The 25,480-nt window shown below is 68.6% G+C and carries 19 protein-coding genes; 5 read left to right on the top strand and 14 right to left on the bottom strand.

What is annotated here, in order from left to right; translation table 11 throughout:
• Positions 1-15: 15 nt before the first annotated feature.
• From AB0I35_RS07420 to ftsY, 3 genes are all read right to left on the bottom strand, one after another.
• Positions 16-354 (bottom strand): P-II family nitrogen regulator, encoded by a 339-nt coding sequence (locus AB0I35_RS07420; RefSeq protein WP_067493492.1) that lies wholly within the window; start codon positions 352-354, stop codon positions 16-18.
• A gap of 5 nt (positions 355-359) precedes the next feature.
• The gene (locus AB0I35_RS07425) at positions 360-1,724 is read right to left on the bottom strand and encodes an ammonium transporter (protein ID WP_067493415.1); all 1,365 of its coding nucleotides are present in this window, start codon (positions 1,722-1,724) and stop codon (positions 360-362) included.
• 295 nt (positions 1,725-2,019) lie between these two features.
• Complete coding sequence (gene ftsY, locus AB0I35_RS07430; RefSeq protein WP_357394921.1) at positions 2,020-3,564, bottom strand: signal recognition particle-docking protein FtsY; 1,545 nt, start codon at positions 3,562-3,564, stop codon at positions 2,020-2,022.
• Positions 3,565-3,719: 155 nt separating this feature from the next.
• Here ftsY and AB0I35_RS07435 point away from each other — a divergent pair, with 155 nt between their 5' ends.
• Positions 3,720-4,109 carry a DUF2237 domain-containing protein gene (locus AB0I35_RS07435; RefSeq protein ID WP_019048221.1) on the top strand — a complete coding sequence of 130 codons (390 nt, stop codon included), beginning with the start codon at positions 3,720-3,722 and terminating at the stop codon, positions 4,107-4,109.
• A gap of 6 nt (positions 4,110-4,115) precedes the next feature.
• Here AB0I35_RS07435 and AB0I35_RS07440 read toward each other — a convergent pair whose 3' ends face one another.
• A complete protein-coding gene (locus AB0I35_RS07440) occupies positions 4,116-7,958 on the bottom strand; it encodes an AAA family ATPase (protein WP_357394922.1) in 3,843 nt (1,280 codons plus the stop codon).
• A 250-nt stretch (positions 7,959-8,208) separates the two neighbouring features.
• Between AB0I35_RS07440 and AB0I35_RS07445 the strand changes: the two genes are divergently transcribed.
• Positions 8,209-8,676, top strand: a complete 468-nt coding sequence (locus AB0I35_RS07445) for a DUF1707 domain-containing protein (RefSeq protein WP_357394923.1) — start codon at positions 8,209-8,211, stop codon at positions 8,674-8,676.
• Here the strand turns inward: AB0I35_RS07445 and AB0I35_RS07450 are convergent.
• The 7 genes from AB0I35_RS07450 to AB0I35_RS07480 all read right to left on the bottom strand — a co-directional run bounded on the left by AB0I35_RS07450 (position 8,673) and on the right by AB0I35_RS07480 (position 15,233).
• The gene (locus AB0I35_RS07450; RefSeq protein ID WP_067636770.1) at positions 8,673-9,128 is read right to left on the bottom strand and encodes a DUF350 domain-containing protein; all 456 of its coding nucleotides are present in this window, start codon (positions 9,126-9,128) and stop codon (positions 8,673-8,675) included. The genes AB0I35_RS07445 and AB0I35_RS07450 overlap by 4 nt on opposite strands.
• A 27-nt stretch (positions 9,129-9,155) precedes the next feature.
• Positions 9,156-10,319, bottom strand: a complete 1,164-nt coding sequence (locus AB0I35_RS07455; RefSeq protein ID WP_357394924.1) for a glutathionylspermidine synthase family protein — start codon at positions 10,317-10,319, stop codon at positions 9,156-9,158.
• Positions 10,319-11,020, bottom strand: coding sequence for a hypothetical protein (locus AB0I35_RS07460; RefSeq protein WP_357394925.1), 702 nt, complete (start codon positions 11,018-11,020; stop codon positions 10,319-10,321). The genes AB0I35_RS07455 and AB0I35_RS07460 overlap by 1 nt, the downstream gene beginning before the upstream one ends.
• A 25-nt stretch (positions 11,021-11,045) precedes the next feature.
• Positions 11,046-11,324 (bottom strand): acylphosphatase, encoded by a 279-nt coding sequence (locus AB0I35_RS07465; protein WP_067493403.1) that lies wholly within the window; start codon positions 11,322-11,324, stop codon positions 11,046-11,048.
• A 16-nt stretch (positions 11,325-11,340) separates the two neighbouring features.
• Positions 11,341-11,787 carry an OsmC family protein gene (locus AB0I35_RS07470; RefSeq protein WP_067493401.1) on the bottom strand — a complete coding sequence of 149 codons (447 nt, stop codon included), beginning with the start codon at positions 11,785-11,787 and terminating at the stop codon, positions 11,341-11,343.
• A 178-nt stretch (positions 11,788-11,965) separates the two neighbouring features.
• On the bottom strand, positions 11,966-12,706 hold the full coding sequence (locus tag AB0I35_RS07475) for a response regulator (RefSeq protein ID WP_357394926.1): 741 nt from the start codon (positions 12,704-12,706) through the stop codon (positions 11,966-11,968).
• A gap of 4 nt (positions 12,707-12,710) precedes the next feature.
• Positions 12,711-15,233, bottom strand: a complete 2,523-nt coding sequence (locus tag AB0I35_RS07480; protein ID WP_357394928.1) for a sensor histidine kinase KdpD — start codon at positions 15,231-15,233, stop codon at positions 12,711-12,713.
• Positions 15,234-15,544: 311 nt separating this feature from the next.
• Between AB0I35_RS07480 and kdpA the strand changes: the two genes are divergently transcribed.
• The 3 genes from kdpA to AB0I35_RS07495 are packed head-to-tail and all read left to right on the top strand — an operon-like array spanning position 15,545 to position 20,214.
• Positions 15,545-17,215: a potassium-transporting ATPase subunit KdpA gene (kdpA, locus tag AB0I35_RS07485; protein WP_357394930.1), complete on the top strand. Its 1,671-nt coding sequence runs from the start codon at positions 15,545-15,547 to the stop codon at positions 17,213-17,215.
• Position 17,216: 1 nt separating this feature from the next.
• Positions 17,217-19,343 (top strand): potassium-transporting ATPase subunit KdpB, encoded by a 2,127-nt coding sequence (gene kdpB, locus AB0I35_RS07490; protein WP_357394932.1) that lies wholly within the window; start codon positions 17,217-17,219, stop codon positions 19,341-19,343.
• Position 19,344: 1 nt separating this feature from the next.
• Entirely contained in the window at positions 19,345-20,214 is an 870-nt protein-coding gene (locus tag AB0I35_RS07495) for a potassium-transporting ATPase subunit C (protein WP_357394933.1), read from the top strand.
• Positions 20,215-20,257: 43 nt separating this feature from the next.
• Here AB0I35_RS07495 and AB0I35_RS07500 read toward each other — a convergent pair whose 3' ends face one another.
• From AB0I35_RS07500 to AB0I35_RS07510, 3 genes are all read right to left on the bottom strand, one after another.
• On the bottom strand, positions 20,258-22,396 hold the full coding sequence (locus tag AB0I35_RS07500) for a glycogen debranching N-terminal domain-containing protein (RefSeq protein ID WP_357394934.1): 2,139 nt from the start codon (positions 22,394-22,396) through the stop codon (positions 20,258-20,260).
• On the bottom strand, positions 22,393-23,556 hold the full coding sequence (locus AB0I35_RS07505; RefSeq protein ID WP_357395029.1) for a glycosyltransferase family 4 protein: 1,164 nt from the start codon (positions 23,554-23,556) through the stop codon (positions 22,393-22,395). Before AB0I35_RS07505 ends, AB0I35_RS07500 begins: the two co-directional genes overlap by 4 nt.
• 372 nt (positions 23,557-23,928) lie before the next feature.
• Positions 23,929-25,458 carry a substrate-binding domain-containing protein gene (locus AB0I35_RS07510; protein WP_357394935.1) on the bottom strand — a complete coding sequence of 510 codons (1,530 nt, stop codon included), beginning with the start codon at positions 25,456-25,458 and terminating at the stop codon, positions 23,929-23,931.
• Between the last annotated feature and the right edge of the window lie 22 nt (positions 25,459-25,480).

Genomic DNA, 25,480 nt, shown 5'->3' on the forward strand with positions numbered 1-25,480 from the left:
TGCGACTGCGGCGAATTACAGTGCGTCGGTACCGCGTTCGCCCGTGCGGACCCGGATGATCGTGTCGACCGGGGTCACCCACACCTTGCCGTCACCGATCTTGCCGGTGCGCGAGGCCTCGACGATCACCTCGACGACCTTCTCCACCGAGGCGTCGTCGACGACGACCTCCACGCGCACCTTCGGCACGAAGTCGACGGAGTACTCCGCACCGCGGTAGACCTCGGTGTGGCCCTTCTGCCTGCCGTAACCCTGGACCTCGCTGACGGTCATGCCGAGCACGCCTGCCTGTTCCAGCCCGGTCTTGACGTCTTCGAGCGTGAACGGTTTGACGATTGCCGTAACCAGTTTCATGTTCGTCATGCCTCCTTGACGAGCGAGCGTGCCGTGCCACCCACAGCAGCGAAATCGTAAGCGGTTTCCGCGTGCTCGGACTCGTCGAGGCCCGCGGCCTCGGACTCTTCACTGGCGCGCAGGCCGATCGTGAACTTGATCGCGTACGCGATGACGGCCGTGGCGACCAGCGAGTAGGCCAGAACCACGAAGGCACCGACAGCCTGCAGCTTCAACTGCTCGACCCCACCACCGTAGAACAAGCCGGCGACGCCCGCCGGGGCTTCGCTGGTAGCGACGAGACCGACCATCAGGGTGCCGACCAGACCACCGACCAGGTGGACGCCGACCACGTCGAGCGAGTCGTCGAAGCCGAAGCGGAACTTCAGGCCGACAGCGAGGGCACACAGCGCACCGGAGACGACGCCGATGGCCAGGGCGCCGATCACGTTCACCGAGGAACACGCCGGGGTGATGGCGACCAGACCCGCGACGATGCCCGAGGCGGCACCGAGGGAGGTGGGGTGACCGTCGCGGATCTTCTCCACGAGCAGCCAGGCCATCATCGCGGCGGCGGTGGCGATGGTCGTGGTGAGGAAGGTGGCACCGGCGATGCCGTTGGCGCCGAGGGCCGAACCGGCGTTGAAGCCGTACCAGCCGAACCACAGCAGACCGGCGCCGAGCATCACGAACGGCAGGTTGTGCGGACGGAACGGGGTCTTGGGCCAGCCCTTGCGCTTGCCGAGGATCAGGCACAGCACCAGACCGGCGGCGCCGGCGTTGATGTGGACCGCGGTGCCACCGGCGAAGTCGATGGCCTTGAGGTTGTTGGCGATCCAGCCGCCGGCCTCGGCGGTGTAGCCGTCGAAGGCGAACACCCAGTGCGCGACAGGGAAGTAGACGACGGTGGCCCAGATTCCGGCAAATACGAGCCACGAACCGAACTTCAGGCGGTCGGCGACCGCACCCGAGATGAGGGCGACCGTGATGATCGCGAACATGAGCTGGAAGGCCACGAAGACCGTGAGCGGGATACCCGAGGTGATCGGGGCCGTCGGGTCCTCCGGAGTCGCGGTGAACAGCGGGATGCCCGGGGAATCGGCGGCGGTGCCACCGAAGATGCTCTTCAGACCGAAGTACTGGAGCGGGTCACCGACCAGGTTGCCCTTGTCCTCGCCGAACGCCATGGAGAACCCGTATAGACACCACAGGACGGTGACCAGCCCCATGGCCGAGACGCTCATCATGATCATGTTCAGCACGTTCTTGCCACGGACCATGCCGCCGTAGAAGAACGCCAAACCCGGCGTCATCAACAGCACGAGCGCTGCCGACGCCAGCATCCAAGCGGTATCACCGGTATCCGGTGTACCGATCAATGGAAATGCCACCTTGTCTTCCTCCTCATCTCGGGCCTCGCCGATGACGGCAAAAAGGACCTGTACAGAAGGGTCGCGACTTGGTGTTTCATCCGTTGAGCTGTGGTGTTTCACCTGCGTGAACGGATCGGCCACTTGTGTTGCCACCAGGTTTCGCGAGTTTCGCCACAGCTTGGCAGCTCACCGTGAGGTCGGGACGCAGGTGCGGTTTGCCGCCCGTTCGCGCGGCGGGTCGCCGGTGCGTACCTGCCCTGGACACAGCGCTGCCCGCCCGGTTCGCGGTGACCGGGCGGGCAGTGTCGTAGTGCTAGGAAGCGCCGCCGAGCAGGGCGTCGACGAAAGCGCTCGGTTCGAACGGCGCCAGATGGTCGGCGCCCTCGCCCAAGCCGACGAGCTTCACCGGAACGCCGAGTTCGTGCTGCACCTGGAACACGATGCCACCCTTGGCGGTGCCGTCGAGTTTGGTGAGCACCACACCGGTGATGTCGACGACGTCGGCGAAGACCCGCGCCTGCATCAGGCCGTTCTGGCCGACGGTGGCGTCGAGGACCAGCAGCACCTCGTCCACCTCGGCCTTCTTCTCCACCACCCGCTTGACCTTGCCCAGCTCGTCCATCAGGCCGGTCTTGGTGTGCAGACGACCCGCGGTGTCGATGAGCACCGCGTCGACACCGCGATCGATGCCCGCGGTCACCGCGTCGAAGGCGACGGCGGCGGGGTCGGCGGCTTCCTTGCCGCGCACGGTCTCGGCCCCGACCCGTTCACCCCAGGTCTGCAGCTGGTCGGCGGCGGCGGCGCGGAAGGTGTCGGCGGCGCCGAGCAGGACCCGGCGGCCGTCGGCGACGAGCACGCGGGCGAGCTTGCCGGTGGTGGTGGTCTTGCCGGTGCCGTTCACGCCGACGACCAGCAGGATGGCCGGTTTGTCGCCGTGCGGCAGCGCGTGGATGGAACGATCGAGTTCGGGGCGCAGCGCCTCGATGAGCACGTCACGCAGGGCGGCGCGGGCCTGTTCGGGGGTGCGCACGCTGCGGGCGGCCATCTCCTCGCGCAGGCGGGTGACGATGGCGGCGGTGCTCGCGGTGCCGATGTCGGCGAGGACGAGGGTGTCCTCGATCTCCTCCCAGGAGTCCTCGTCGAGGTCGCCGCCGCCGAGCAGGCCGAGCAGGCTCTTGCCCACGGCGTTCTGCGAGCGGGCGAGACGGCCGCGCAGGCGGACGAGGCGACCGGTTGTCGGGTCGATCTCCTCGATCTCGGTGGTGACCTCGGGCTCCGCGGTGCTCGGCGCTTCGGGTGCCGGGGCAGGAGTGACAGGTGGCGCGGTGTCCGCCGGGGTGGTCTTCGGCGTCTCGGTCGGCGCGACCTCGGTAGGCGCCTCCGTGGTCGGCGCGGTGTCCGTGGGCGCGGTCTCGGCGGGCGGAGCCGTCGTGGGTGTGGTGTCGGGCGCGGGTTCGGTGGGCGCTACCGGAGTCGTGAGCGAAGAGGCGTCGTCCGGGACGACGACCGGCTCCTCGACCGACACGTCACCCTCGGGTAGCGGCACATCGGTGATGTTGCGGCGCGGGGCGTCGCGAGGGACGGCGGCGTCGTCACCGACGTGCGGTTGCCCCTCGGTGTCGGTGCGCTCGACGCGCGGCAGGGGTTCCGGACGCGGCGCGGTAGCCGTCGACCCACCCTGGGTGAAACTGAATCCGCCGGATGCCGTGTAACCACCGGAGCGGTCCGTCAACTCCTTGTCCGGCTCGGGCGGCGCCAGCGAAATCTGGCGGCGCTTGTACAGGACGAAACCCGCGACGAGCGCCACCAGCAGCACGGCGGCGATCGCGGCGATCAGGATCCACGCTTGCGAACTCACTCGGCCGAGTCTATTCGGCTGCCTCGTCGCGGCACGTCGGCGGCGTCGTCCCGGCGGGTCGGGCGCGGGTTTCGGCGGTGTTCGCCGATCGGCGGAAACACTACAGATTCGTTGTCCTGCGGAACTTCTGGCGTTTCACCCATAGGATCGGCGGAGTGACCGATCGAAACGTGCTTGGGGGGCCGCTGGAAGAGTGCGGCACCGATCCTCTCACGGGCTTCTACCGGGACGGCTGCTGCAGCACCGGTCCGGAGGATCTCGGCAGCCACACCGTGTGCACCGTGGTGACGGCGGAATTCCTGGAACATCAGGCATCCATCGGCAACGACCTCAGCACCCCGCGCCCGGAGAACAACTTCCCCGGCCTGCAGCCGGGCGACCGCTGGTGCGTGGTCGCGGTCCGGTGGCTGCACGCCCACGAGGACGGTGTCGCCGCGCCGGTGGTCCTGGCCGCGACCCACGAGAACGCCCTCGAGGTCATCTCGATGGACATCCTGCGCAAATACGCCGTCGACGTCCCCGACGACGTCAGCGACCTGCTGTAGCAGGGGTCAGACCGAAGTGGACGCCTCGGCCCGGCCGGCGGGGGCTGGGGCGCGGGTGAGTCGCTGGGAGATCACCTGGGTGATGCCGTCGCCGCGCATGCTCACGCCGTAGAGGGCGTCGGCGATCTCCATGGTCGGCTTCTGGTGGGTGATGACGATCAGCTGGCTCTTCTCCCGCAGCTGATCGAACAGGCCGATGAGGCGGCGCAGGTTGGTGTCGTCCAGGGCGGCCTCCACCTCGTCCATCACATAGAACGGGGACGGGCGGGCGCGGAAGATCGCGACCAGCAGCGCCACGGCGGTCAGCGACTTCTCGCCACCGGAGAGCAGCGACAGCCGCTTGACCTTCTTGCCCGGCGGCCTGGCCTCGACCTCGATGCCGGTGGTGAGCATGTCGGACGGGTCGGTGAGCACGAGCCGGCCCTCACCACCGGGGAACAGCTTGGCGAACACCCCGACGAATTCGCGCTCCACATCGGCGTAGGCCTCGGTGAACACCTGCAGGATGCGGGCGTCGACCTCGGCGACCACATCCAGGAGGTCCTTGCGGGCGTTCTTGACGTCCTCGAGCTGGGTGGCCAGGAAGTTGTAGCGTTCCTCGAGCGCCGCGAACTCTTCCAGTGCGAGCGGATTGACCTTGCCGAGAGTGGCGAGGTCCTTCTCGGCGCGTTTGGCACGACGCTCCTGGGTGGCGCGGTCGTAGGGCATCGGCTGCGGCGCGGTGACCTGCTCGCCGCGCTCCTTGGCGTCCTCGTATTCCTGCATCTCCAGCGCCGACGGCGGCAACGGCACATCGGGACCGTATTCGGCGACCAGATCGGCCAGCGCGATGCCGAACTGCTCGGAGATGGTGGTCTCGAGCTGTTCGATGCGCAGCGCCGCTTGGGCTTTGGCCACCTCGTCGCGGTGCACGGCGTCGGTGAGCTGGGCCAGCTGGGTATTCAGGGCACGCGCCCGCTCCTTGACCTGCTCCACGGCCGACGCCACTTCCCCACGGCGCCGAACCAATTCGTCGCGCCGGGCGGCGGCCGCGGCGACGACCTGCTCGAGTTCCTTCGCGATCTTGGCACCGGACTCGGCCACCGCCGCCGCGACCGCGGCCGCCTGCCTGCGTGCGGCCTGTGCCCGCTCCGCCCGCGCCCGCGCCTCCCGCTCGGCACGTGCGGCGCGACGCAACGAATCCGCTTTGCCCCGAACGGATTCCGCGCGCTCCTCGGCGGTGCGCACCGCCAGCCGGGCTTCGACCTCCATGGTCCGTGCCTCGGCGAGCGCGGCGGCGGCCTCCTCGCGGGCCCGTCCGGCGGTCTCGGTGCCTGCGGTGCCGTAGCTGTCGTCGCTGTCGTCGTGCTCGGTTTCGGCGTGGCGCAGCCGATCCTCGAGTTCGGCGAGGGAGGCGAGGGACTTCTCCCGGGTGGCTTCGGCCTCGGCGCGCTGGGCGGTGAGTCGTTCGCCCTCGGTCTGCGCGGCGCGCGCGGTCTGTCCCACCCGGGCGAGCCGGTCGTAGATGGCCAGCAGCGCCTGATCGGATTCGTGCAGCGCCATCAGCGCGTGGTCGGCGGCCTCTTTCCGGTCGTTCTGCTCGGCGAGCGCACCTGCCAGCGCGGCCTCGAGTTCTTCGGCTCGGCGCTGCGCGGCGGCCAATTCGGCGGTGGCGGCGTCGATGTCGGCCTGGATCTCGAGCTGACTCGGCATCCGCTCGGAACCACCGACAACCCAGCCCGACCCGGCCAGATCACCGTCACGGGTGACGACCCGCAACTCCGGGCGCTCGGCGGCCAGAGCGGTGGCGGCCGCCAGATCGTCGACGACGACAACGCCTGCGGTGAGCGCGGCCAACGCGGGCCGCACCTGCGCGGCACCGTCCACGACATCGGCGAGCCATCGGGCTCCGGCCGGAAGAGACGCACGCCCGGCACCCGCGGACGGCATCGCCTGCGAGCCATCGCCGGCACGTGTGGCAGCCTCCCCTGCCGCTGACGAACCAGCCCTCGCGGTACCACGGCCCGCATCCAGCGAGGCTCCCCCAGCCGAGGCGGACTGCGTCACCTGTCCCGCGTCGGTCGGTGCCCACGCCTCTTCCGTGGCCGACGTGCCACTCCCGACGTCGGCAGGAGCGCGCATAGCAGGCCGGCCCGCGTTCCCGGTGGCGAACACGAACGCCACGCGACCACCGTCGCCCGCCCGCAACTCACGCACGGCGGCATCGGCGGCCTCGGCCGTATCAGCGGTGATCGCGTCGGCCAATGGGCCGAGCAGTGCGGCGAGGGCGGCTTCGAATCCCGCCTCGACGCGCAGTAGGCCCGACAGCCGGTCGCCGACGCCGCTCACCCCGTGTTCGAGCAACCAGGCGGCGCCGTCCTTACGGGCCAGGTTCATCTCGAGCGCTTCGATGCGGGCACCGAGCCGAGCGACGAGTTTGCTCGCCTCGCGGTCCTGTTCGCGCAGCTCACGCACCCGCTCGTCGGCCAATTCCAAGGCGGCGACCGCGTGTTCGTGCTGGGCGTCGAGCCCCTTCTCCCCCGCGTCGAGTTCGCCGAGTTCGTCCTGCACGGTGTCGTATTCGGCCTGGGCGGCCTCGCCGCGGTGCCGCGCATCGGCGATGGCGACCGACAGCCGCGCGATCTCCGCATCCACGGACTGCGCCCGGGTGCGCAGGTTCTCCACCTGGCCCGACAGCCTGGCCAGCCCTTCGCGGCGGTCGGCGATGGCCCGCACGGCGGCCAGATGCGCCTGCTCGGCGGCCTTGGCGGCGTGTTCGCGGTCGGCCAGCGCTTCGCGGGCAGCCTCGAGCGTCTCGGCCGCCATTTCCACGGCGTAGCGCAGTTCGGCTTCCTCGGCCTCGATCCGGTCGGCCTCGGCCTCGAGCTGTTCGGGGTCGCGGCCGGTGCCAACGGGTGCCTCGGTGTGCAGGTTGCGGGCACGGTCGGCCGCGATGCGGATGGTCGCGTTGACGCGCTCGGCCAGTGCGGAGAGCTGGAACCAGGTCTGCGCGGCCGCCTCGGCGCTCGGGCTCAGCCGCGACAACTGGAACTCCTGCTGGGCAAGCGCGGCATTGGCGGCGTCGAGCTCGGACTGGACGTTGATCTGCTGTTCGCGCGCGTAGGCCTCTTTGCTCAGCTGCGACTCGAGTTCGCCGCGCCGGGTCACGAGGTCGTCGGCGGCCAGGCGCAGCCGGGCATCGCGCAGGTCGGCCTGCACGGTCTGGGCGCGCCGCGCCACCTCGGCCTGCCTGCTGAGCGGTTTGAGCTGGCGGCGCAGTTCGGTGGTGAGGTCGGTGAGGCGGGCGAGATTGGCCTGCATCGCGTCGAGCTTGCGGACCGCCTTCTCCTTGCGCCTGCGGTGCTTGAGCACGCCCGCGGCCTCTTCGACGAACGCGCGCCGGTCCTCGGGCCGCGACTCGAGAATCGCCGAGAGCTGACCCTGCCCGACGATCACGTGCATCTCGCGCCCGATACCGGAGTCCGACAGCAGTTCCTGCACATCCATCAGACGGCAACTGCTGCCGTTGATCTCGTATTCGCCCGCGCCGTCGCGGAACATGCGGCGAGTGATGGACACCTCGGCGTAGTCGATGGGCAGCGCGCCGTCGGAGTTGTCGATCGTCAGCGTCACCTCGGCACGCCCGAGGGGCGCACGTCCGCTGGTCCCGGCGAAGATGACGTCCTGCATCTTGCCGCCGCGCAGTGCCTTGGCGCCCTGCTCGCCCATCACCCAGGTGAGGGCGTCGACGACATTGGATTTGCCCGACCCGTTGGGCCCGACGACGCAGGTGATGCCGGGTTCGAAGCGCAGCGTGGTCGCGGACGCGAAGGACTTGAACCCCTTCAACGTCAAACTCTTCAGATACATATCCGCCTCTCCGCGATTTTTGGCCAGACCTAGGTGCGGGGGGACCACGGCAGGCGGCCGGCGGTGGGTGGTCGGGGGCGTCAGCCCGTACCCGACGAGTTACCCATGTGCTTGCGAGAGCCTATCGGATGGGCGTGGTGGCGCTGTGTACCTCTGAGCGGTCACGCGCTCGAGGGTTGACATTACACAGTGGAGGGTGGACGCTTGGTACCAGCAGATCACTGTGTTTGGTGAACGAGAGGTTGTCGGTATGGACATCACCCCCGGCACGCGCGCGTCCGATGCCGAGCGCAATGCGATCGTGGCCCAGCTGAGCACCCACCTGGCCGACGGCAGACTCGATCTGGCCGAGTACGACCAGCGCGTCGCGAAGGTCTACGCGACCACCACCCGCGACGACCTCGCCCTCGTCCTGTCGGACCTCCCGGCCCTGCCAGACAAGCAGCCCGCCACCCCGCCGAAGCAGGCGCCGCGCATCCCCGTGTGGCAGCGCATCGAAGCGGGCAGCTGGCTCGGTGTGAGCATCATCGTGCTGGTCATCTGGGGCCTGATCTCGCTGACCGCAGGCGAACTCACCTACTTCTGGCCCATGTGGGTGATCGGCCCCTGGGGTGCGGTCCTACTGTTCCGCGTGGTCACCGGCTGGGAGGCCGAGCCGGGCTCGGCCACCCACCTGCGTCAGTTGCAAAAGCAGATGAAGCACATCAACCCGCACTAGAGGATGGCGAAGGCCACCACCAAGCCGAGGGCGAAGTGGGCGGCGGCCACGACGAGCACCTCGGGGGTGTAGGTGTCGGCGTGCAGGGTGCGGCCGATGTCGATGCCGGTGACCTTCTCGACCACGCGCACGGAGATCACCTGCGCGACGATGCCGACCAGGCCGAACACGACCGCCGTGATCAGCCCCTGCGTCAGTTTGGCGCCCGGATCGGTTGCCAAGACCGCGAACACGACGATGAACGCCATGCTGATCATGCCGGCGGCCGAGACGATGATGGCGTTGGGCTTGCCCGCGATCACCAGGTCGCGCAGCTTGCCGGGTGTGGTCAGGTCGATGGCGAAGAAGCCGATCAGCATCAGTATCAGGCCGATCAGGCAGTACAGGATGATGGCGCCGACGCCTTCACCGAGCGCACTCCAATAACCCGATTCCAGGGCGAGGGCGGTCATCGTGGTCCTTTCGAAACAGTGTTGTGGTCAGTCGACGATGCGGTGCGGGACGAACGCGGCGCCGTCATCGGTGATGAGGCCCGCGGTCTCGCGGATACCGAGCCCGGCGGCGTTGTCACCGACGACCCACGCACCGAGCACGGGACGCATACCGTCGAATTCCGGGAGCGGGTCGAGCAATTGGTAGACGAAGCCCTCGGCGCCGTACACGCCACCGGTCGCGGTCTCCATGCCGGGACCGACGATGGTCATGTTGGCGCCTTCACGACCGAGCTTGGGTTTGCGGATGTATTCGGTGAGCTCGTGCGGGTCGTCGAGGTAGGCGGGCAACAGGTTCGGGTGACCGGGATACATCTCCCACAGGATCGCCAGCAGCGCCTTGTTGCTCAGCAGGGTGGTCCACAGTGGTTCGATCCAGGCGGTCTGCGGGATGCTCGCGACGACACGTCTGCCGAAGTCGTCGTCGAGGATCCATTCCCAGGGGTACAGCTTGAAGATCGATTCGATCGGCGCCTCGGCCAGGTCGACGAAGCGGCCGAGTTCGGTGTCGAAGCCGACCTCCTCGATCGGCAGCGCGACGGTGTCGAAGCCCGCTTCGGCCGCGGTTTCCTGCATGTAGGCGGTGGTGACGTTGTCCTCGCCGGTGGCGTCGGCGCCCGACCAGGTGAAGTGCAGTTCGGTGCCGGGCAGCACGTCACGCAGCTCGCCCCAGCGCTCAACCAGCTTCTCGTGCAGTGAATTCCACTGGTCGCCACCGGGATACATCTGCTGCAACCAGTGCCATTGGATGATGGCCGCCTCGAGCAGCGAGGTGGGGGTGTCGGCGTTGTATTCGAGCAGTTTGGCAGGACGGCGCGCGTCGTAGCGCAGATCGAACCGGCCGTACACGTAAGGGTCGCTGCGCCGCCAGGATTCGGCGATCGGGCCCCAACTCCATTCGGGCAGTCCGAAATCGGCGTACCGCTCGGTGAGCACCACGTGTTCGGCCGCGTGCAGACACATCGACTGCAGCAGTTCCACATCGGCTTCCAGCGCGAGGATCTCGTCCATCGAGAACTCGTAGTGCACCGATTCGTCCCAGTAGGGCCGCGGCTGACCGCTGGCATCGCGGCCGGGCACGCCGTAGACGAGCCCCTGGCTTTCGATGATCTCCTGCCAGCCCGGCCGGGGCGTACTCGCGACACGTCGCACTAAGACCCACTCCCGCCGGACTTGCTGCCCAGACCACCACGCTGAACGGTGGTGCCGGACTTGGTCTTGATCTCGGCGTTGCGCGGTTTCACCGAGGTCCCCCCGCTCGGCGGCCTGCCGATGGTGGCGTTGCCGCCGTAGTGGTAGCGGTACTGTGGCCAGCCGAGCAGGATCAGGCTGCCCATGCCACCGGAGCTGTCGCTGCGGAAGTTGGTCTTGCCGTCGCCGCAGTGCTCGTCCGGGACGACGACCTCCTGGCCGTTCTGGTCGATCTGCACGCAGGAGGCGGTGACCTGTTCGGGCGCGTTGATCGCCCGGTAGGCGAGGTAGCCGCCGCCGACGAGGGCGGCGACACCGACCACGGCGACACCGCCGATCATCACCCGTTTCCTGGTGCGGCGCTTGGCTTCCGCGGCTTCGGCGGCGGCGCGTTCGGCCTGCTCGGCCTGTTTGCGCGCCTTCTCGCGCGCCCGTGCCTCGGCGACCGTCGGCGGGCGGGGCTGGGTGCGGCCCGGTTCCTGCCTGGCCACCCGGCCGGGACGCGGTTGCGGCGGTTGTTGTGGTGGTGGGGGCCAGGTGGGCTGCGTGCCCGCGGGTGGTTCCGGCGGGGTCGGGGCCGCGCCGGAGTCGGGCGGGGTCCAGGGCGAGGATCCGCCCGGCTCGTCCGGCTGGTCGGGCGTACCAGGGTTGTGTGTGCTCACTGCCGCCTAACCCCCGAAGTCACTTCTACCGCTCCTCGAATCCGGTCATGTCACCGCGCGCGGGTTCCCAGCTTTCCACAACCAGGTCTACCCGCCCAGGCGCCTTGCCGGACCGTAGCAGTTCCAGCAACTTCTCGCCCGAGGTTCGTTGTCCCTCGGCCACCACGTGGACCCGTCCGTCGGCGTGGTTGCGCGCGTACCCGGTGAGACCGAGTTCCAGTGCACGCGAGCGTGTCCACCAGCGGAAACCCACGCCCTGGACGTACCCGTGGACCCACGCGGACAGTCGGACAGGTTCGGTCACAGCGGCTCCTCGCCGGTCAGGCGTCGATGTCGAAGTTCAAGGTCACCTTGGTGCCCGCCTTGAGTGTGCGGCCGACGGTGCACACCTTGTCGACGGCGCGCTGCACGGTGACGAGCAGCCGTTCGCGGGCCTCTTCGTCGAGTTCGGACAGGTCGAGCTCGAACACCTCGTCGAGCTGCGGGTACAGCTCGTTCTCGCGGTCGGCGTCGCCGGAGACACGGATGGTCGCGTCGAAGTCGTCGCCGAGGCGACGCGAGAGCGGCAGGTCGGAACTGAGCCCGGTGCACGCGGCGAGGGCGATCTTCAGCAGCTCGCCGGGGGTGAACGCGCCGGGCACACCCTGCGAGGCGATCAGTACTTCGGCGCCACGGTTGCTGCGTCCGGTGTAGGCCCGGGTTCCGGTGCGCTCGACCCACAGTTCGACGGGCGCGGTGCTCACGGGTGCGTTCTGCTCAACTGCCATGGAACTGATCCTGGCATGCCGGCCCGCCTCCCCGGAAACCCAGGCTCACCTGCCCCCGCGACTTCGGCCGGCCTCGGGTGCGAAGCGAGGTGGAGACGCGGCATGCAGTAGGGAGGTGGGCGGGTCAGCTCGTACCCGGCGAGTTACCCAGGTGCTCACAAAAGCAGTGGCTGGGCTTTCATTCGTGGAAGCGGTAGCCCATGCCCGGCTCGGTGAGCAGGTGGCGGGGGTGGGCGGGGTCGTCTTCGAGTTTGCGGCGGAGTTGGGCGAGGTAGACCCGCAGGTAGTGGGTTTCGGTGGCATACGCCGGGCCCCACACCTCGCGCAGCAATTCCTTGCGGCCCACCAGTTTTCCGCGATGGCGCACCAGCATCTCGAGCATCCCCCATTCGGTGGGGGTGAGGTGGACGGGTGCGCCGTTCTTGGTGACCTGTTTGGCGGCCAGGTCGACGGTGAAGGAGTCGGTGACGACCACCGGTTCCGCCTCGTCGGCCGCCCCCGCACCGCGCCGGACCGCCGCCCGCAGCCGGGCCAGCAGTTCGTCCATCCCGAACGGCTTGGTGACGTAGTCGTCGGCGCCCGCGTCGAGCGCCTCCACCTTGTCGGCCGAATCGGTGCGCGCCGAGAGCACGATCACCGGTGCCGAGGTCCACCCGCGCAGCCCGGCGAGCACCTCGATTCCGTCCAGATCGGGCAGGCCGAGGTCGAGGATCACCACGTGCGGCTGCTTCTCCGCGGCCACGCGCAACGCGGCGGCGCCGTTGCCGGCGGTGAACACTTCGTACCCGCGCACCGACAGGTTGATCCGCAGCGCGCGCACGATCTGCGGTTCGTCGTCGACCACGAGCACGCGGGTGGCGGACCCGGCCGACCGGGAATCGCCGGGCTGCGGCGCGTCCGTCCCCGATGAGTTGCTCATGTCCTCACATTCCTGGTCGGGCGGCGGGGGCGGTCGAGGCAGACACACCGGCAGGCAGCTCGAGCAGCACCGTCAGTCCGCCGCCGGGCGTGGGTTCGGCGTGGACGGTACCGCCCATGGCCTCGGCGAAGCCGCGGACCACCGACAATCCCAGGCCGACGCCGGTGGTGTTGTCGCGGTCCCCGAGCCGTTGGAACGGCGCGAACAGGTGCTCCTCGCTGCCCGCGGGGACACCCGGCCCGGTGTCGACGACCGCGACGACGACCCGGTCGCCGACGCGGTCGGCGGTCACGCGCACAGGCGTGTCGCGTCCGGCGTGGCGAAGCGCGTTGTCCAGCAGATTCGCCAGTACTCGTTCGAGCAATCCGCTGTCGGCCGACACCGAGATCTCCCCCACCTCCACCGTCACCCGGTCCATCGCCGCGCGCCGCAGCCCCCTCGTACCCATTCCCACGCTGACCAGCGCCCGATGCACGGCCTCGTCCAGATACACCTGCCGCGTCTGCGGGGTGACCACCCCGACCGCCAGTCGCGAGGAATCGAGCAGGTTGCCGACGAGGGCGGTGAGCTGGTCGACGGATTCCTCGATGGCCTCGAGCAGTTCGCCGGTGTCCTCGGGCGAGAACTCCACGTCGTCGCTGCGCAGACTCGACACCGCCGCCTTGGCCCCGGCCAGCGGTGTGCGCAGGTCGTGGCTCACCGCCGACAGCAACGCGCGTCGCAACCGGTCGGCTTCGAGCAGCGCGGCCGCCGCCCCCGCCTCTTCGGTGAGGCGCTGCTGGCGCACCAAGCCGACGGCCTGGTTCGCCACCGCGTTGAGCACGGGCCGCTCCCCCGGATCGAGCGGATGCCCGGCCAGCAGCAGCAGACTGGTCGTGTCGCCGGCTTCGATCGCGGTCTCCGCGTCGGCGACCCGATGCGGCGGGTCGGCTCCGACCGAGGTGATCACTTCGTCACCGCAGCGCAGGCTCACCGCGCGTTGCCCGTAGACCTCGCGGACCTGTTCGAGCAGATGCGGCAGATCGGCGCCGTGCAGCACGGCCCCCGCGAACAGGGTGAGCAGCTCGGCCTGGCGGGATGCCTTACGCGCCTGCCTGGTTCGCTTCGCGGCGAGGTCGACGAGCGCCGCCACCGCCACCGCGACGATCAACAGCACGACCACGGTGACGAAGTTGTCCGGTTCGGCGATGGTGAGGCTGTAGCGCGGCGTGGTGAAGAACCAGTTCAGCAGCAGTCCCGACAGCAGGGCCGAGGCGATCGCGGGCAGCACCCCACCGAGCAACGCGACCGCGACGACCCCGACGAAGAACATCGCGCTGAGCCCACCGAGTTGCAGATGCCGGTCGAGCACCGCCCAGCAGAGCACGCTCACCAGCGTGGGCACGAGCAGGGCAGCCACCCAGGCCACAACCGGTTGGCGCGTTCGCAGCGGATTGCGCCGGACCCCACGGTTGGCTTCCTCGTGGGTCACCATGTGCACGTCGATCTTGCCGGAGCGTTGCACCACGGTGGAGCCGATGCCCTCGTCGAGCATCCGCGCCCAGCGCGAGCGCCGCGAGGTGCCGAGTACCAGCTGCGTGGCGTTGACCTCGCGCGCGAATTCCAGCAGGGCGGTCGGCACGTCGTCGCCGGTGACGGTGTGCAGCGAGGCGCCGAGCGCGGCGGCGAGTTCGCGCAGCCGCGCCAGCCGTTGCGTGGACACTCCGGCCAGACCGTCGCCGCGGACCACATGCACCACCACGAGTTCCGCGCTGGATTTCGAGGCGATCCGCCCGGCCCGGCGCACCACGGTCTCCGATTCGGGACCACCGGTCACCGCGACCACCACGCGTTCGCGCGCCTCCCACAGCTCGGTGATGTCGTGGTCGGCCCGGTACTTCGCGAGTGCCGCGTCGACCTGATCGGCCAGCCACAGCAGCGCGAGTTCGCGCAGGGCCGTGAGGTTTCCCGGACGGAAGTAGTTCCGCAGGGCCGCGTCGACTTTGTCCGCGGCGTAGACGTTGCCGTGGGAAAGTCTGCGCCGCAGCGCTTCCGGCGTCAGATCGACGAGTTCTACCTGATCCGCTCCGCGTACCACCGCGTCGGGTACGGTCTCGCGCTGTTCGATGCCGGTGATCTGGGCGACCACATCGTTGAGGCTCTCGAGGTGCTGCACGTTCACCGTGGAGATGACGTCGATTCCCGCGTCCAGAATCGCCTCCACGTCCTGCCAGCGTTTCTCGTGCGCGCTGCCCGGCGCGTTGGTGTGGGCGAGTTCGTCGACGAGCACCACGGCGGGCTTGCGCGCCAGTACCGCGTCGACATCGAGTTCGGGCAGTTCGGTGCCTCGGTAACGCACCGCCTTCGGTGGGATCCGCTCGATCCCGTCGAGCAGCTCGGCGGTCTTCGCCCGCCCGTGGGTCTCCACCACACCCGCCACCACATCGCGGCCACGCTCGAGCCGCCGGTGTGCCTCACCGAGCATGGCGTAGGTCTTGCCGACGCCGGGTGCGGCACCCAGGTAGATGCGTAGTCGACCGCGTTTCACCGGTTCATCATCGCGCGGGGCACCGTCAACAACCCGCAAAGGCGGCGCCGCGGTGCGCTAAGGATCCGTAAGGAATGCCCGCGCCACCCATCCGAAGGCCTTGACTCGGAGTGGCGCCCCACGGTGGGGCGCGAGGAGGTCGGACATGTCTGTGGTGGTGTTCACGGTGCTCACCGTGGCGGTCTTCGCGCTGCTTGGCCTGATCCAGCGCGGGCTGGAGAAGCTGTGATCGCGAATCTGGTCGGTCTGGTGCTCGCCGCGGGTGTCGCCGTGTTCATGGTGGCGGCCCTGCTCTTCCCCGAGAGGTTCTAGTGACCACGACAACAGCGGGGATCGTCTTCCTCGCGGCCCTTGTACTCGCGTTGGCACTGGCACATGTGCCGCTCGGTGACTACATGTACCGGGTGTTCAACGGCGAGCGGCATTCCCGTGCCGAGCGGTTGATCTACCGCGCGATCGGCGCGCACCCCGACGTCGAGCAGACCTGGCCGGTGTACGCCCGCAGTGTGCTGGCCTTCTCCGCCGTCGGCGTGCTCGGTTTGTTCTTCTTCCAGCTGGTCCAGGGCGCGCTGCCGCTGCACCTGAACGATCCGGGCACCGAGATGACCCCGGCGCTGGCGTGGAACACCGCCGCCAGTTTCGTCACCAACACCAACTGGCAGAACTATTCCGGCGAGTCGACCCAGGGGCATCTGGTCCAGATGGCCGGGCTGGCCGTACAGAACTTCGTGTCGGCGGCGGTGGGTATGGCGGTGGCCGTCGCGCTGGTCCGTGGTTTCGCCCGCCACCGCACCGGTGAGCTCGGCAATTTCTGGGTCGACCTGGTGCGCGGCACCGTGCGCATCCTGCTGCCGCTCGCGTTCGTCGTCGCGGTCGTGCTGGTGGCCGGCGGGGTGATCCAGAACTTCCACCTGCACGACCAGGTGGCGCGGACACTCGGCGGCGCCGCGCAGACGATCACCGGCGGTCCCGTCGCGAGCCAGGAGGCGATCAAGGAACTCGGCACCAACGGCGGCGGTTTCTACAACGCCAATGCCGCGCACCCGTTCGAGAACCCGACCACGTGGACGAACTTCGTGGAGATCTTCGCGCTGATGCTGATCGCGTTCTCGCTGCCGCGCACCTTCGGGCGCATGGTCGGCAGCAGGAGGCAGGGCTACGCCATCGTCGCGGTAATGGGAACTATTGCACTGGTGAGTGTTTCGTTGCTCACCGGGTTCCAGTCGCAACACCACGGAACCGTTCCCACCGCCGTCGGTGCGTCGATGGAAGGGGTGGAAACCCGCTTCGGCGTGGCCGATTCGGCCGTGTTCGCCGGGGCGACGACCCTCACCTCGACCGGCGCGGTGAATTCCTCCCACGACTCCTACACCAGCCTCGGTGGCCTGGTGACCATGGTGAACATGCAGCTGGGCGAGGTCGCGCCCGGCGGGGTGGGTTCGGGCCTCTACGGCATGCTGATCCTGGCCGTCGTCACGGTGTTCGTCGCGGGCCTGATGGTCGGGCGCACACCGGAATACCTCGGCAAGAAGATCACGCCGCGCGAAATCAAGCTCGCCGCCACGTATTTCCTGGTGAGCCCGCTGATCGTGCTGGTCGGGACTTCGGTCTCGACGGCCCTGCCCGGGCCGCGCGACAGCATGCTCAACAGCGGACCGCACGGCTTGTCGGAAGTGCTGTACGCCTTCACCTCCGCAGCCAACAACAACGGTTCGGCCTTCGCCGGACTGGCCGGCAACACCACCTGGTTCAACACCGCGCTCGGGCTGGCCATGCTGCTCGGCCGGTTCGTCCCGATCATCGTCGTGCTCGCGCTGGCCGGTTCGCTGGCCGCGCAGGGCCACACGCCCGCCTCGGTCGGCACCCTGCCCACCCACCGGCCACAGTTCGTCGGCCTGGTGGTCGGGGTGACGGTGATCCTGGTCGCGCTCACCTTCCTGCCCGCCCTCGCGCTCGGGCCGCTCGCCGAAGGAATCCACTGACATGTCCGTTCCCAGTCTCGCTTCCCCGCGCACCGAGCGACCCACCCGTGGCGTCCTCGACCCGACGCTGTTGCGCACGGCGCTGCCCGAGGCGATCCGCAAACTCGACCCGCGCACCCTCTGGAAGAACCCGGTCGTGCTGATCGTGGAGATCGGCGCGGCGTGGTCGACCGTGCTGGCGGTCGCCGAACCGTCGTTGTTCGCCTGGGCCGTCGTCGCCTGGCTGTGGCTCACGGTGGTCTTCGCGAATCTGGCCGAGGCCGTCGCCGAGGGGCGCGGCAAGGCGCAGGCCGAGAGCCTGCGAAAAGCCAAGACCGACACCGTCGCCCGTCGGCTCACCGACTGGCGGCCGGGCGCCCCGATCGTCGAGCAGCGGGTCGCCGCACCCGAACTGCGCCGCGGTGACTTCGTGGTGGTGGAGGCAGGTCAGGTGATCCCCGGTGACGGCGATGTGGTCGAGGGCATCGCGTCGGTGGACGAATCAGCGATCACCGGTGAATCGGCGCCGGTCATCCGCGAATCCGGTGGCGACCGTTCGGCGGTCACCGGCGGCACCACCGTGCTCTCGGACCGCATCGTCGTCCGCATCACCCAGGAACCCGGTGCCAGTTTCATCGACAAGATGATCGCCCTGGTGGAAGGCGCGAACCGGCAGCGCACGCCCAACGAGATCGCGCTGAACATCCTGCTCGCCGCATTGACGATCATCTTCGTGTTCGCGGTCGCGACCTTGCAGCCGCTGGCGATCTTCTCGAAGTCGAACAATCCGGGCGTGGCCGACACCCTGGCGCTCGACGGCGACGGCATCACCGGCATCGTGCTGGTGTCGCTACTGGTCTGCCTGATCCCCACCACCATCGGCGCGCTGCTCTCGGCCATCGGCATCGCCGGGATGGACCGGCTGGTGCAGCGCAATGTGCTCGCCATGTCGGGACGTGCGGTGGAGGCGGCGGGTGATGTGAACACGCTGCTGCTCGACAAGACCGGAACCATCACTCTCGGTAACCGCCAGGCCGCTGAATTCCTCACCGTGCCAGGCATTCTCGATGACGAACTGGCCGATGCGGCGCAGTTGTCGAGCCTGGCCGACGAAACCCCGGAAGGCCGCTCGATCGTCGTTCTCGCCAAGGAAGTGTTCAACCTGCGCGAGCGCGGCGCGGGGGAACTGCCGGGCGCCGTCTGGGTCGAGTTCACCGCCCAGACGCGCATGTCCGGTGTCGACCTGGCCGACGGGCGCCGCCTGCGCAAGGGCGCGGCCGGTGCCGTGGCCGAATGGGTCCGCGCGCAGGGCGGTTCGGTACCGGCCGAAGCGTCCACCCTCGTCGACGGTATTTCCGCGGCAGGCGGAACACCGCTGATGGTCGGTGAGGTCGACGGCGGCACCGCCCGCATGCTCGGCGTCGTCCACCTCAAAGACGTGGTCAAACAGGGCATGCGAGAACGCTTCGACGAAATGCGGCGGATGGGCATCCGCACGGTGATGATCACCGGCGACAACCCCCTGACCGCCAAGGCGATCGCCGACGAAGCGGGCGTCGACGACTTCCTCGCCGAGGCGACACCGGAGGACAAACTCGCTCTCATCAAGAAGGAACAGAACGGTGGCCGACTGGTCGCGATGACCGGCGACGGCACCAACGATGCCCCCGCGCTGGCCCAGGCCGATGTCGGCGTGGCCATGAACACCGGCACCTCGGCGGCCAAAGAGGCGGGCAACATGGTCGATCTGGACTCGGATCCGACCAAGCTGATCGAGATCGTGGAAATCGGCAAACAGCTGCTCATCACCCGTGGGGCGCTCACCACGTTCTCCATCGCCAACGACATCGCCAAGTACTTCGCGATCATCCCGGCCCTGTTCGTGCCGCTGTTCCCCGGCCTGGACGCGCTGAACATCATGCGGCTGGCCAGTCCGCAGTCGGCGATCCTGTCGGCGGTGATCTTCAACGCGATCGTCATCGTCGCACTGATCCCGTTGGCACTGCGCGGTGTCGGATACCGGCCGAGCAGCGCCTCGGACTTGTTGCGCCGCAACCTGACCGTCTACGGGCTGGGTGGCATCGTCGCGCCGTTCCTCGGCATCAAAGTCATCGATCTGTTCGTCCAACTCCTTCCCGGGATGTCCTGATATGCGTACTTCGACCTGGTTCCGCCAGCACCTGGCCGCCCTGCGTGCTCTGCTGGTACTCACCGCGATCACCGGAATCGTCTATCCCCTGGCGGTTTTCACGATCGCCCAGCTGCCCGGTCTGGATCACCGAGCCGCCGGATCGCTCGTCGAGCGGAACGGGAGGCTGGTGGGCTCGAGCCTGATCGGGCAGTCGTTCACCGATGCCGACGGCACCGCGCTCGGGCAGTACTTCCAGAGCCGCCCGTCCGCGGCGGGCGAGGGCTACGACTCGCTCGCCTCCGCCGCGAGCAATCTCGGCCCGGAGGACATCGTCGACACGACCGACCGGACCAGTCTGCTCACCGCCGTCTGCGCGCGTTCCGTGGAGGTCGGCGACCGTGAGGGGGTCGACGGCCGTCGCCGGTTCTGCACGGAAAGCGGTGTGGGCGCGGTTGTCTCGGTGCTCGGTCCGCGTGACGCCGACGGTGACGTGTCGCGGCCGGAGCGGGTGGTCAGCGTCAACGAGCCGTGTCCGACGCGCCCCTTCACCCCAACCTTTCGTGGTGTCGCGGTGGAATGCGCGCGAACCGGCGAGGACTACTCGACGGGCGTGCTCGTTCCCGTCCCCGGCGACGCACCGGCTCACCCGGCGGTGCCCGCCGACGCGGTGACGGCGAGCGGCAGCGGCCTCGACCCGCACATCTCCCCCGAATACGCCGCCATCCAGGTCGACCGGGTGGCCCGGGCGCGCGGCATTTCCCCCGAGCAGGTGCGGGCGGTACTCAGCGAGCACACCCACGGTCGCACGCTGGGCTTCCTCGGTGAACCGCGGGTGCACGTCCTCGAGCTCAATCTCGCACTGGACGAACAGTTCCCGCTGTCGCGCTGAACGGATGCGCCGGGTACCAGGGGGTTCCCGGCGCATCGCCGCGCTATTCGATCACCAGTTCCCAACCCTCGGGCAGGCTCGCGGTGAGTATCTCGGTGCCACGCACTTCCATGTCGATCGTGTCGGTGCCGAGCCGGAAATCGGCCAGGCGAACGATGCCCCACGAGGCCGGGACGCGCGGACGGACCGTCAGGGTCTTGGCGGGGACGTCCGGGTCGATGCCGACGAAGGAACGGATGAGCAGCAGCGGCGCGGCGCTGGCCCAGGCCTGCGGGGAGCAGGAGGTGGGGTACGGCACGGGTGCGGCGAAGCGTCCGCGGGGGAAACCGCAGAACAGCTCCGGCAGGCGGCCGTCGAAAGCCGCTGCCGCGTCGAGCAGCCCGGCCGAGAGCTGGGTGGCCAGTTCGATCGCGCCCGGCACGTGCTGGTACCGCATGAGCCCGGCCACCGCGATCGCCGTGTCGTGCGGCCACACCGAACCGCAGTGGTAACTCATCGGGTTGTAGGCACCCATGTTGGAAGCCAGGGTGCGCAGACCGAATCCGGAGTCCATCTCCGGCGAGGACAGGTTCCGGATCAGGATCTCGGCGTGCTCGTCGGTGGCGATTCCCGACCACAGGCAGTGTGCCGCGTTGCTGGTGAGGGCGTCGACCTGGCGCTTGTTGCCGTCCAGAGCCACGGCGTACCAACCACACTGGGGTAGCCAGAACTGCTCGGCGAATTTCGTGCGCAAGGCGACGGCGCGTTCGCGCATCTTGCGGGCCAGCGGTTCGTCGTCGAAGGCGTCGGCGAGTTCGGCGCGCGCCAGCAGCGCCGCGTAGACGTACCCCTGCACCTCGCACAGCGCGATCGGCGCCTGCGCGAGCTGGCCGCTGGCGAAATTGATGCCGTCGAAGCTGTCTTTCCAGCCCTGGTTGATGAGTCCGCGGTCGGTGGCGCGCACGTATTCGACGAAACCGTCGTCGTCGCGGTCACCGAAATCGGTGATCCAGCCGATGGCGGCGTCGGCGGCGGGCAGCAGGGTGGCGATCGACGCGGGATCGGCGCCCCAGCGCAGACATTCGGCGAGCAGCATCACGAACAGCGGGGTGGCGTCGACCGTGCCGTAGTAGATCTGGCCGCCGAGGACCTGCCCGACGGCCGGGCCACGCCGCATCTCGTGCATGATGCGGCCCGGTTCCTCCTCGACCAGCGGATCCACTGTCTCGCCCTGCAATTCGGCCAGCTGCTGCAGCGTGCCGAGGGCGAGATCGGTTTCCAGCGGCAGCGACATCCAGGCGGTGAGCAACGAGTCGCGACCGAACAGGGTCATGAACCAGGGCGCGCCCGCCGCGACGAACGGCCGGCCGGTCCCGGAATCGCTGTGGATCTGCAGTGCGCCGAGATCGCTTTCGCTGCGTCGCAGTATCCGGTTGAGCATCAGGGAATCGCTGGTGATGTCGGTGGCCGTCGCCCGCCAGGCCTGGATCTTCTTCACCGGTTCGCTCGCCCGGTAGCGTTCACCCACCGAACCCTGCATCGGCGGGCGCTGGGCCGCGCCTGCGGGCAGGGCCGCGATCTCGGTCTGCCAGCGACCGCCCGCGGGCACGACGATGCGCCAGATCATGGTGCCGGGCAGCACCATCGGCTCCACCGTCGAGGTGAGGGCGAGCCCGCGCGCCAGGTCGGCGCGGTCGTGCAGCAGCAGTTCGCCGTCGGCGGTTGTCATCTCCGCGCGGCGCCCGCCCGCACGGCCCTCCTTCACCGAGAACAGGTCGACGAAGTCGGCGTCGACGTGCACCTCGAGCACGACCGCGGTGGCTTCGCGGCTCATGTTCTCGAGGGTGATCACCTCGTGCATACCCTCGGCGACGAGCCGGTCGCGCACCACGAGCAGGGTGCTGTCGGCCATGCCCGCCTGGGGCGGCCTGCGCAACACGAAACGCGCCGCGAAGGCCTCCGGGCTCAGCACCGACAGCGGCTCGGGCTTCTTGCCGTCGACGAGCAGTTCCCAGCGCGAGATGACCCGGGCGTCACGGAAGAACAAACCCTGCGGTTTGCCCGGCTCCACGTCGCCGAGCCGGTCCGAGAGGCAGAAGGTGCCGCCCTCGACCAGGGTCACATTGCCGCCGTGGCCGCCGAGCCCGGCCGGTTCACCCGCGTTCAGCGGAGTCGGGCTCGGCTGCGCGTCGCTGTGGCTCATGCGCGCCCGGTGGTCGCCGCGACGGACGGCATCGTGAAGGCGCCGCCGTATCCGATCGTGGTGCGCGCCAGAATTTCCCGGTACACCTGTTCGTAGCCACGGCCGAGGGTGTCGGCGCCGAAGTGCGCCTCCACGTGCGCCCGGCAGGCGGCCGGGTCGTAGGTGGCGACCTCGTGGATCGCGGCGGGCAGTTCGGCGGGATCCTCGCAGATGCGCGCGGTGACACCGTCGACCAGCACCTCGCTCACCGCGCCGCCGCGCAGGGCGACAACCGGTGTGCCACAGACCATTGCCTCGATCATCACCATGCCGAACGGCTCCTCCCAGCGAATGGGGAACAGCAGACACCGAGCTCCGGCCAACAGTTTACGCTTGGCGGTCGCGTCGGCGAGGCCGAATACATGATCGTCCGCGGTGAGCCGGGGGCGCACGTATTCCTCGAAGTAGGCCTTTTCCGGCGGTTCGGAGCACTTGCCCGCCAGGATCAGCGGGATACCGGCCTCGTGGGCGGCGTCGAGGGCCAGGTGCGGGCCCTTGTCCATCGAGAAGCGGCCGAGGAAGAGCGCGTAGTTGTCCTTCTCCGGCTGGAAGGGCCACTGATCCGGGCGAAGCGCGTTGTGCACGCGACCGGCCCAGCCCAGATCCGGCGCCAGCTCGCGCTGCCGATCGCTGATGGCGATCAGCGAGCACTCCTCGCCGAGTTCGCGGTAGTAGCGGTAGCAGTCGTCCTGGACGGGGCCGTGGACGGTGACCACGGTCGGCAGGCCGAGATTGGCGTAGGCGGGGGCGTTGAGCGGTCCGGCGAACGTGTGGTCGTGCACGAGGTCGATGCCCTCGGTGTCGGCCAGTCGCTCGATCGCGCGGCGTACGCGCAGCGCGTGGACCACCTCCGGGAACGGGTCACCGAGCCGCTCGGGCACGATCCGATCCCACAGCGGGACGAAATTCGCTTTCGTACCGGCCTCGCCCGCACCGAACAGGGTGACGTGATGGCCGCGCTCACACAGGGAATCGACCAATTCGGCGACAACGGCTTCCACCCCGCCGTACGCCTTGGGGGGAACATCGAAATACGGTGGCACGACCATCGCAATTCGCAGTGGGCCACCATTGTGCTCGATCGAATAGAGATCAGAACTGGAGAACCCGGTCGGCGACATTGCCGACATATCTGTACTCATGACCTTCCTTCCAGGGACACAACCTCGCAACACTTGCGCGAACAAGAGATGGCCGCCTCGGCGGGGTGGAGACCGAGAGCTTCACCGCCGTCCATGGGGCATGGTTGGCCTGGCCAGGCGCGGAGCGCACCGCTGGGGTGCCCGCCTGATCAGAGGGGCCGTCAAGGAACGTACCCCGCTACCGGAAAGTAAACCAGCATGTTGCTGGTTTTGTTGTACGCGATTCCCTGCCGCGACAGCAGATTCCGCCGTCACGGCCGGTCTACGCCGTACAGAGAATTGTCACGGTCGAGTCGCGCCGCGGACTACCCGCCGCCGTAGCGCATCGAGCGACCGATCAGCACACTTCGATCACGGTTCGCATTCTGATCGCTTGGCCAACTCCAGGCAGGCGATGCCACCGAATTCCGCGACGACGAGCCGCCCGTCACCATAGACGAGATAGTCGACGAATTTCGCGGCGAGCGAATCGGCGGGCATGTTGCCGCCCGGGTAGTCGTGAAAGGCGAATTCCACCGAGTAGAACGGGTAGCTACGGTCGGCCACATGGTTTTTGGTCGCCGTCCGGTCGTCGATGGTCACCGCGCGCAGCCCTTCCCCGACGGTCGTCGCCTCGAGATAGCCCACCGCGCCCGGCGTCGCGGCGACGACTTCGGCCATCTCCGCGGTGGAGCCGACCTCGCAGTGGACAAGCCGCGATCTGCCCGCACAGAATTCGGGCTGGTAGAGCGGGCGCTGCCAGTCGAGCAGCCGGGCTTCGAGGGCGAACCGCGACCCCGACCCGTGCTGGCGATCCACCACGACCACGGGTAGATCCGGACCACCGAGCATTGCCCAATTGTCGATCTCGCCGCGGAACAGGCGCTGGATCTGCGGGGTCGACAGGTCGGCGATGCCGAGGTCCGGGTGGGTGACGACCGCGAACGGCGCCACCGCGAACGGTGTTTCGAACAGGTCGGGAAAAGTGTCGCGCTTGGGGCCCTCACCGATGGCGACGGTGTTCGGTGCTTGCTCCGGTTTGTCAAGGACACGCAGACCGTCGCTGGTACCGGCGAAATCGAAGGTGAAGTCGGCACCGGAACAGTGCGTTTCGTAGTTTTCGGCGACCTCGCGGACCATCTTCTCCATGGCGGTGGAGCCGACGAGGGTGAGGTTGCCGTCAGCGCAGTAACTCGGTGGTGGGTCGGTGCGCGTCAAGGCGACGCCGAGTTGAACCAGGACGAGTATCAGCAGGAAGACGCTGAGGCCGATCAGGGGCCAGGACCGTGAGCTGCTGCGTGTCGGGTACGCCTTGAGACTGCGCAGGCCGGTCAGCTCCGCGTCTTTGAACGTGGTGAGGTTGTTCTTGTTGTTCAGGACGGCGAGGATCTTGTAGTGGCCCTTGCGGTCCATCGGCACCTTCGGCAGGTCGACGACGCCTTTGAAGGTGTCGCCTTCGCCTTCGGTGCGCCGAGCGATACCGGAGTTGGGTCCGAGATCGTCCGGATCGACGCCCTGCAACTCCGTGACCGCGACGGCGATCACCTCCCGCCCCGGAAAGCTCAGGCGCAAACCGATATTGGGGTCGGTCGAGGTGTAGTCCTGCCAGACGATGGGCAAGGACCCGGCATTTTCGATACGCACCAGGGCCAGCGACAGGTTGCGCAAGGTCAGCGGTTCACCGTTCGGCGTCGCCGCGGTCTGTAGATTGCGCAGTGCGCCGGTGACATCGGCATCCGGGTCGGCGGCCGCGGGAAACTGGATCTGACCGGTCACCGGGGTGTCCATCTGCACCCGGAACCCGATGCGTTTGTAGCCGGGGAACACGAACTGCCGCAGGAAGGTCGCGACCGCGACCACCACGCCGAGCACCGACAGCACGATCTCGATCGGAAAGTTCACCAGTCCCCCACACCACTCGTCC

It is taken from the genome of Nocardia sp. NPDC050378, from assembly GCF_040655675.1.
In the GTDB taxonomy this organism is placed as follows: Bacteria; Actinomycetota; Actinomycetes; order Mycobacteriales; family Mycobacteriaceae; genus Nocardia; species Nocardia coubleae.

What these genes read in the sequence shown, in the direction of transcription:
- kdpB (WP_357394932.1), top strand. Translation starts at nt 17,217, where the DNA reads ATGTCCGTTCCCAGTCTCGCTTCCCCGCGCACCGAGCGACCCACCCGT.
- AB0I35_RS07500 (WP_357394934.1), bottom strand. Translation starts at nt 22,396, where the DNA reads ATGAGCCACAGCGACGCGCAGCCGAGCCCGACTCCGCTGAACGCGGGT.
- AB0I35_RS07470 (WP_067493401.1), bottom strand. Translation starts at nt 11,787, where the DNA reads ATGGCAGTTGAGCAGAACGCACCCGTGAGCACCGCGCCCGTCGAACTG.
- AB0I35_RS07495 (WP_357394933.1), top strand. Translation starts at nt 19,345, where the DNA reads ATGCGTACTTCGACCTGGTTCCGCCAGCACCTGGCCGCCCTGCGTGCT.
- AB0I35_RS07505 (WP_357395029.1), bottom strand. Translation starts at nt 23,556, where the DNA reads ATGTCGCCGACCGGGTTCTCCAGTTCTGATCTCTATTCGATCGAGCAC.
- AB0I35_RS07420 (WP_067493492.1), bottom strand. Translation starts at nt 354, where the DNA reads ATGAAACTGGTTACGGCAATCGTCAAACCGTTCACGCTCGAAGACGTC.
- AB0I35_RS07475 (WP_357394926.1), bottom strand. Translation starts at nt 12,706, where the DNA reads ATGAGCAACTCATCGGGGACGGACGCGCCGCAGCCCGGCGATTCCCGG.
- AB0I35_RS07440 (WP_357394922.1), bottom strand. Translation starts at nt 7,958, where the DNA reads ATGTATCTGAAGAGTTTGACGTTGAAGGGGTTCAAGTCCTTCGCGTCC.
- AB0I35_RS07445 (WP_357394923.1), top strand. Translation starts at nt 8,209, where the DNA reads ATGGACATCACCCCCGGCACGCGCGCGTCCGATGCCGAGCGCAATGCG.
- AB0I35_RS07450 (WP_067636770.1), bottom strand. Translation starts at nt 9,128, where the DNA reads ATGACCGCCCTCGCCCTGGAATCGGGTTATTGGAGTGCGCTCGGTGAA.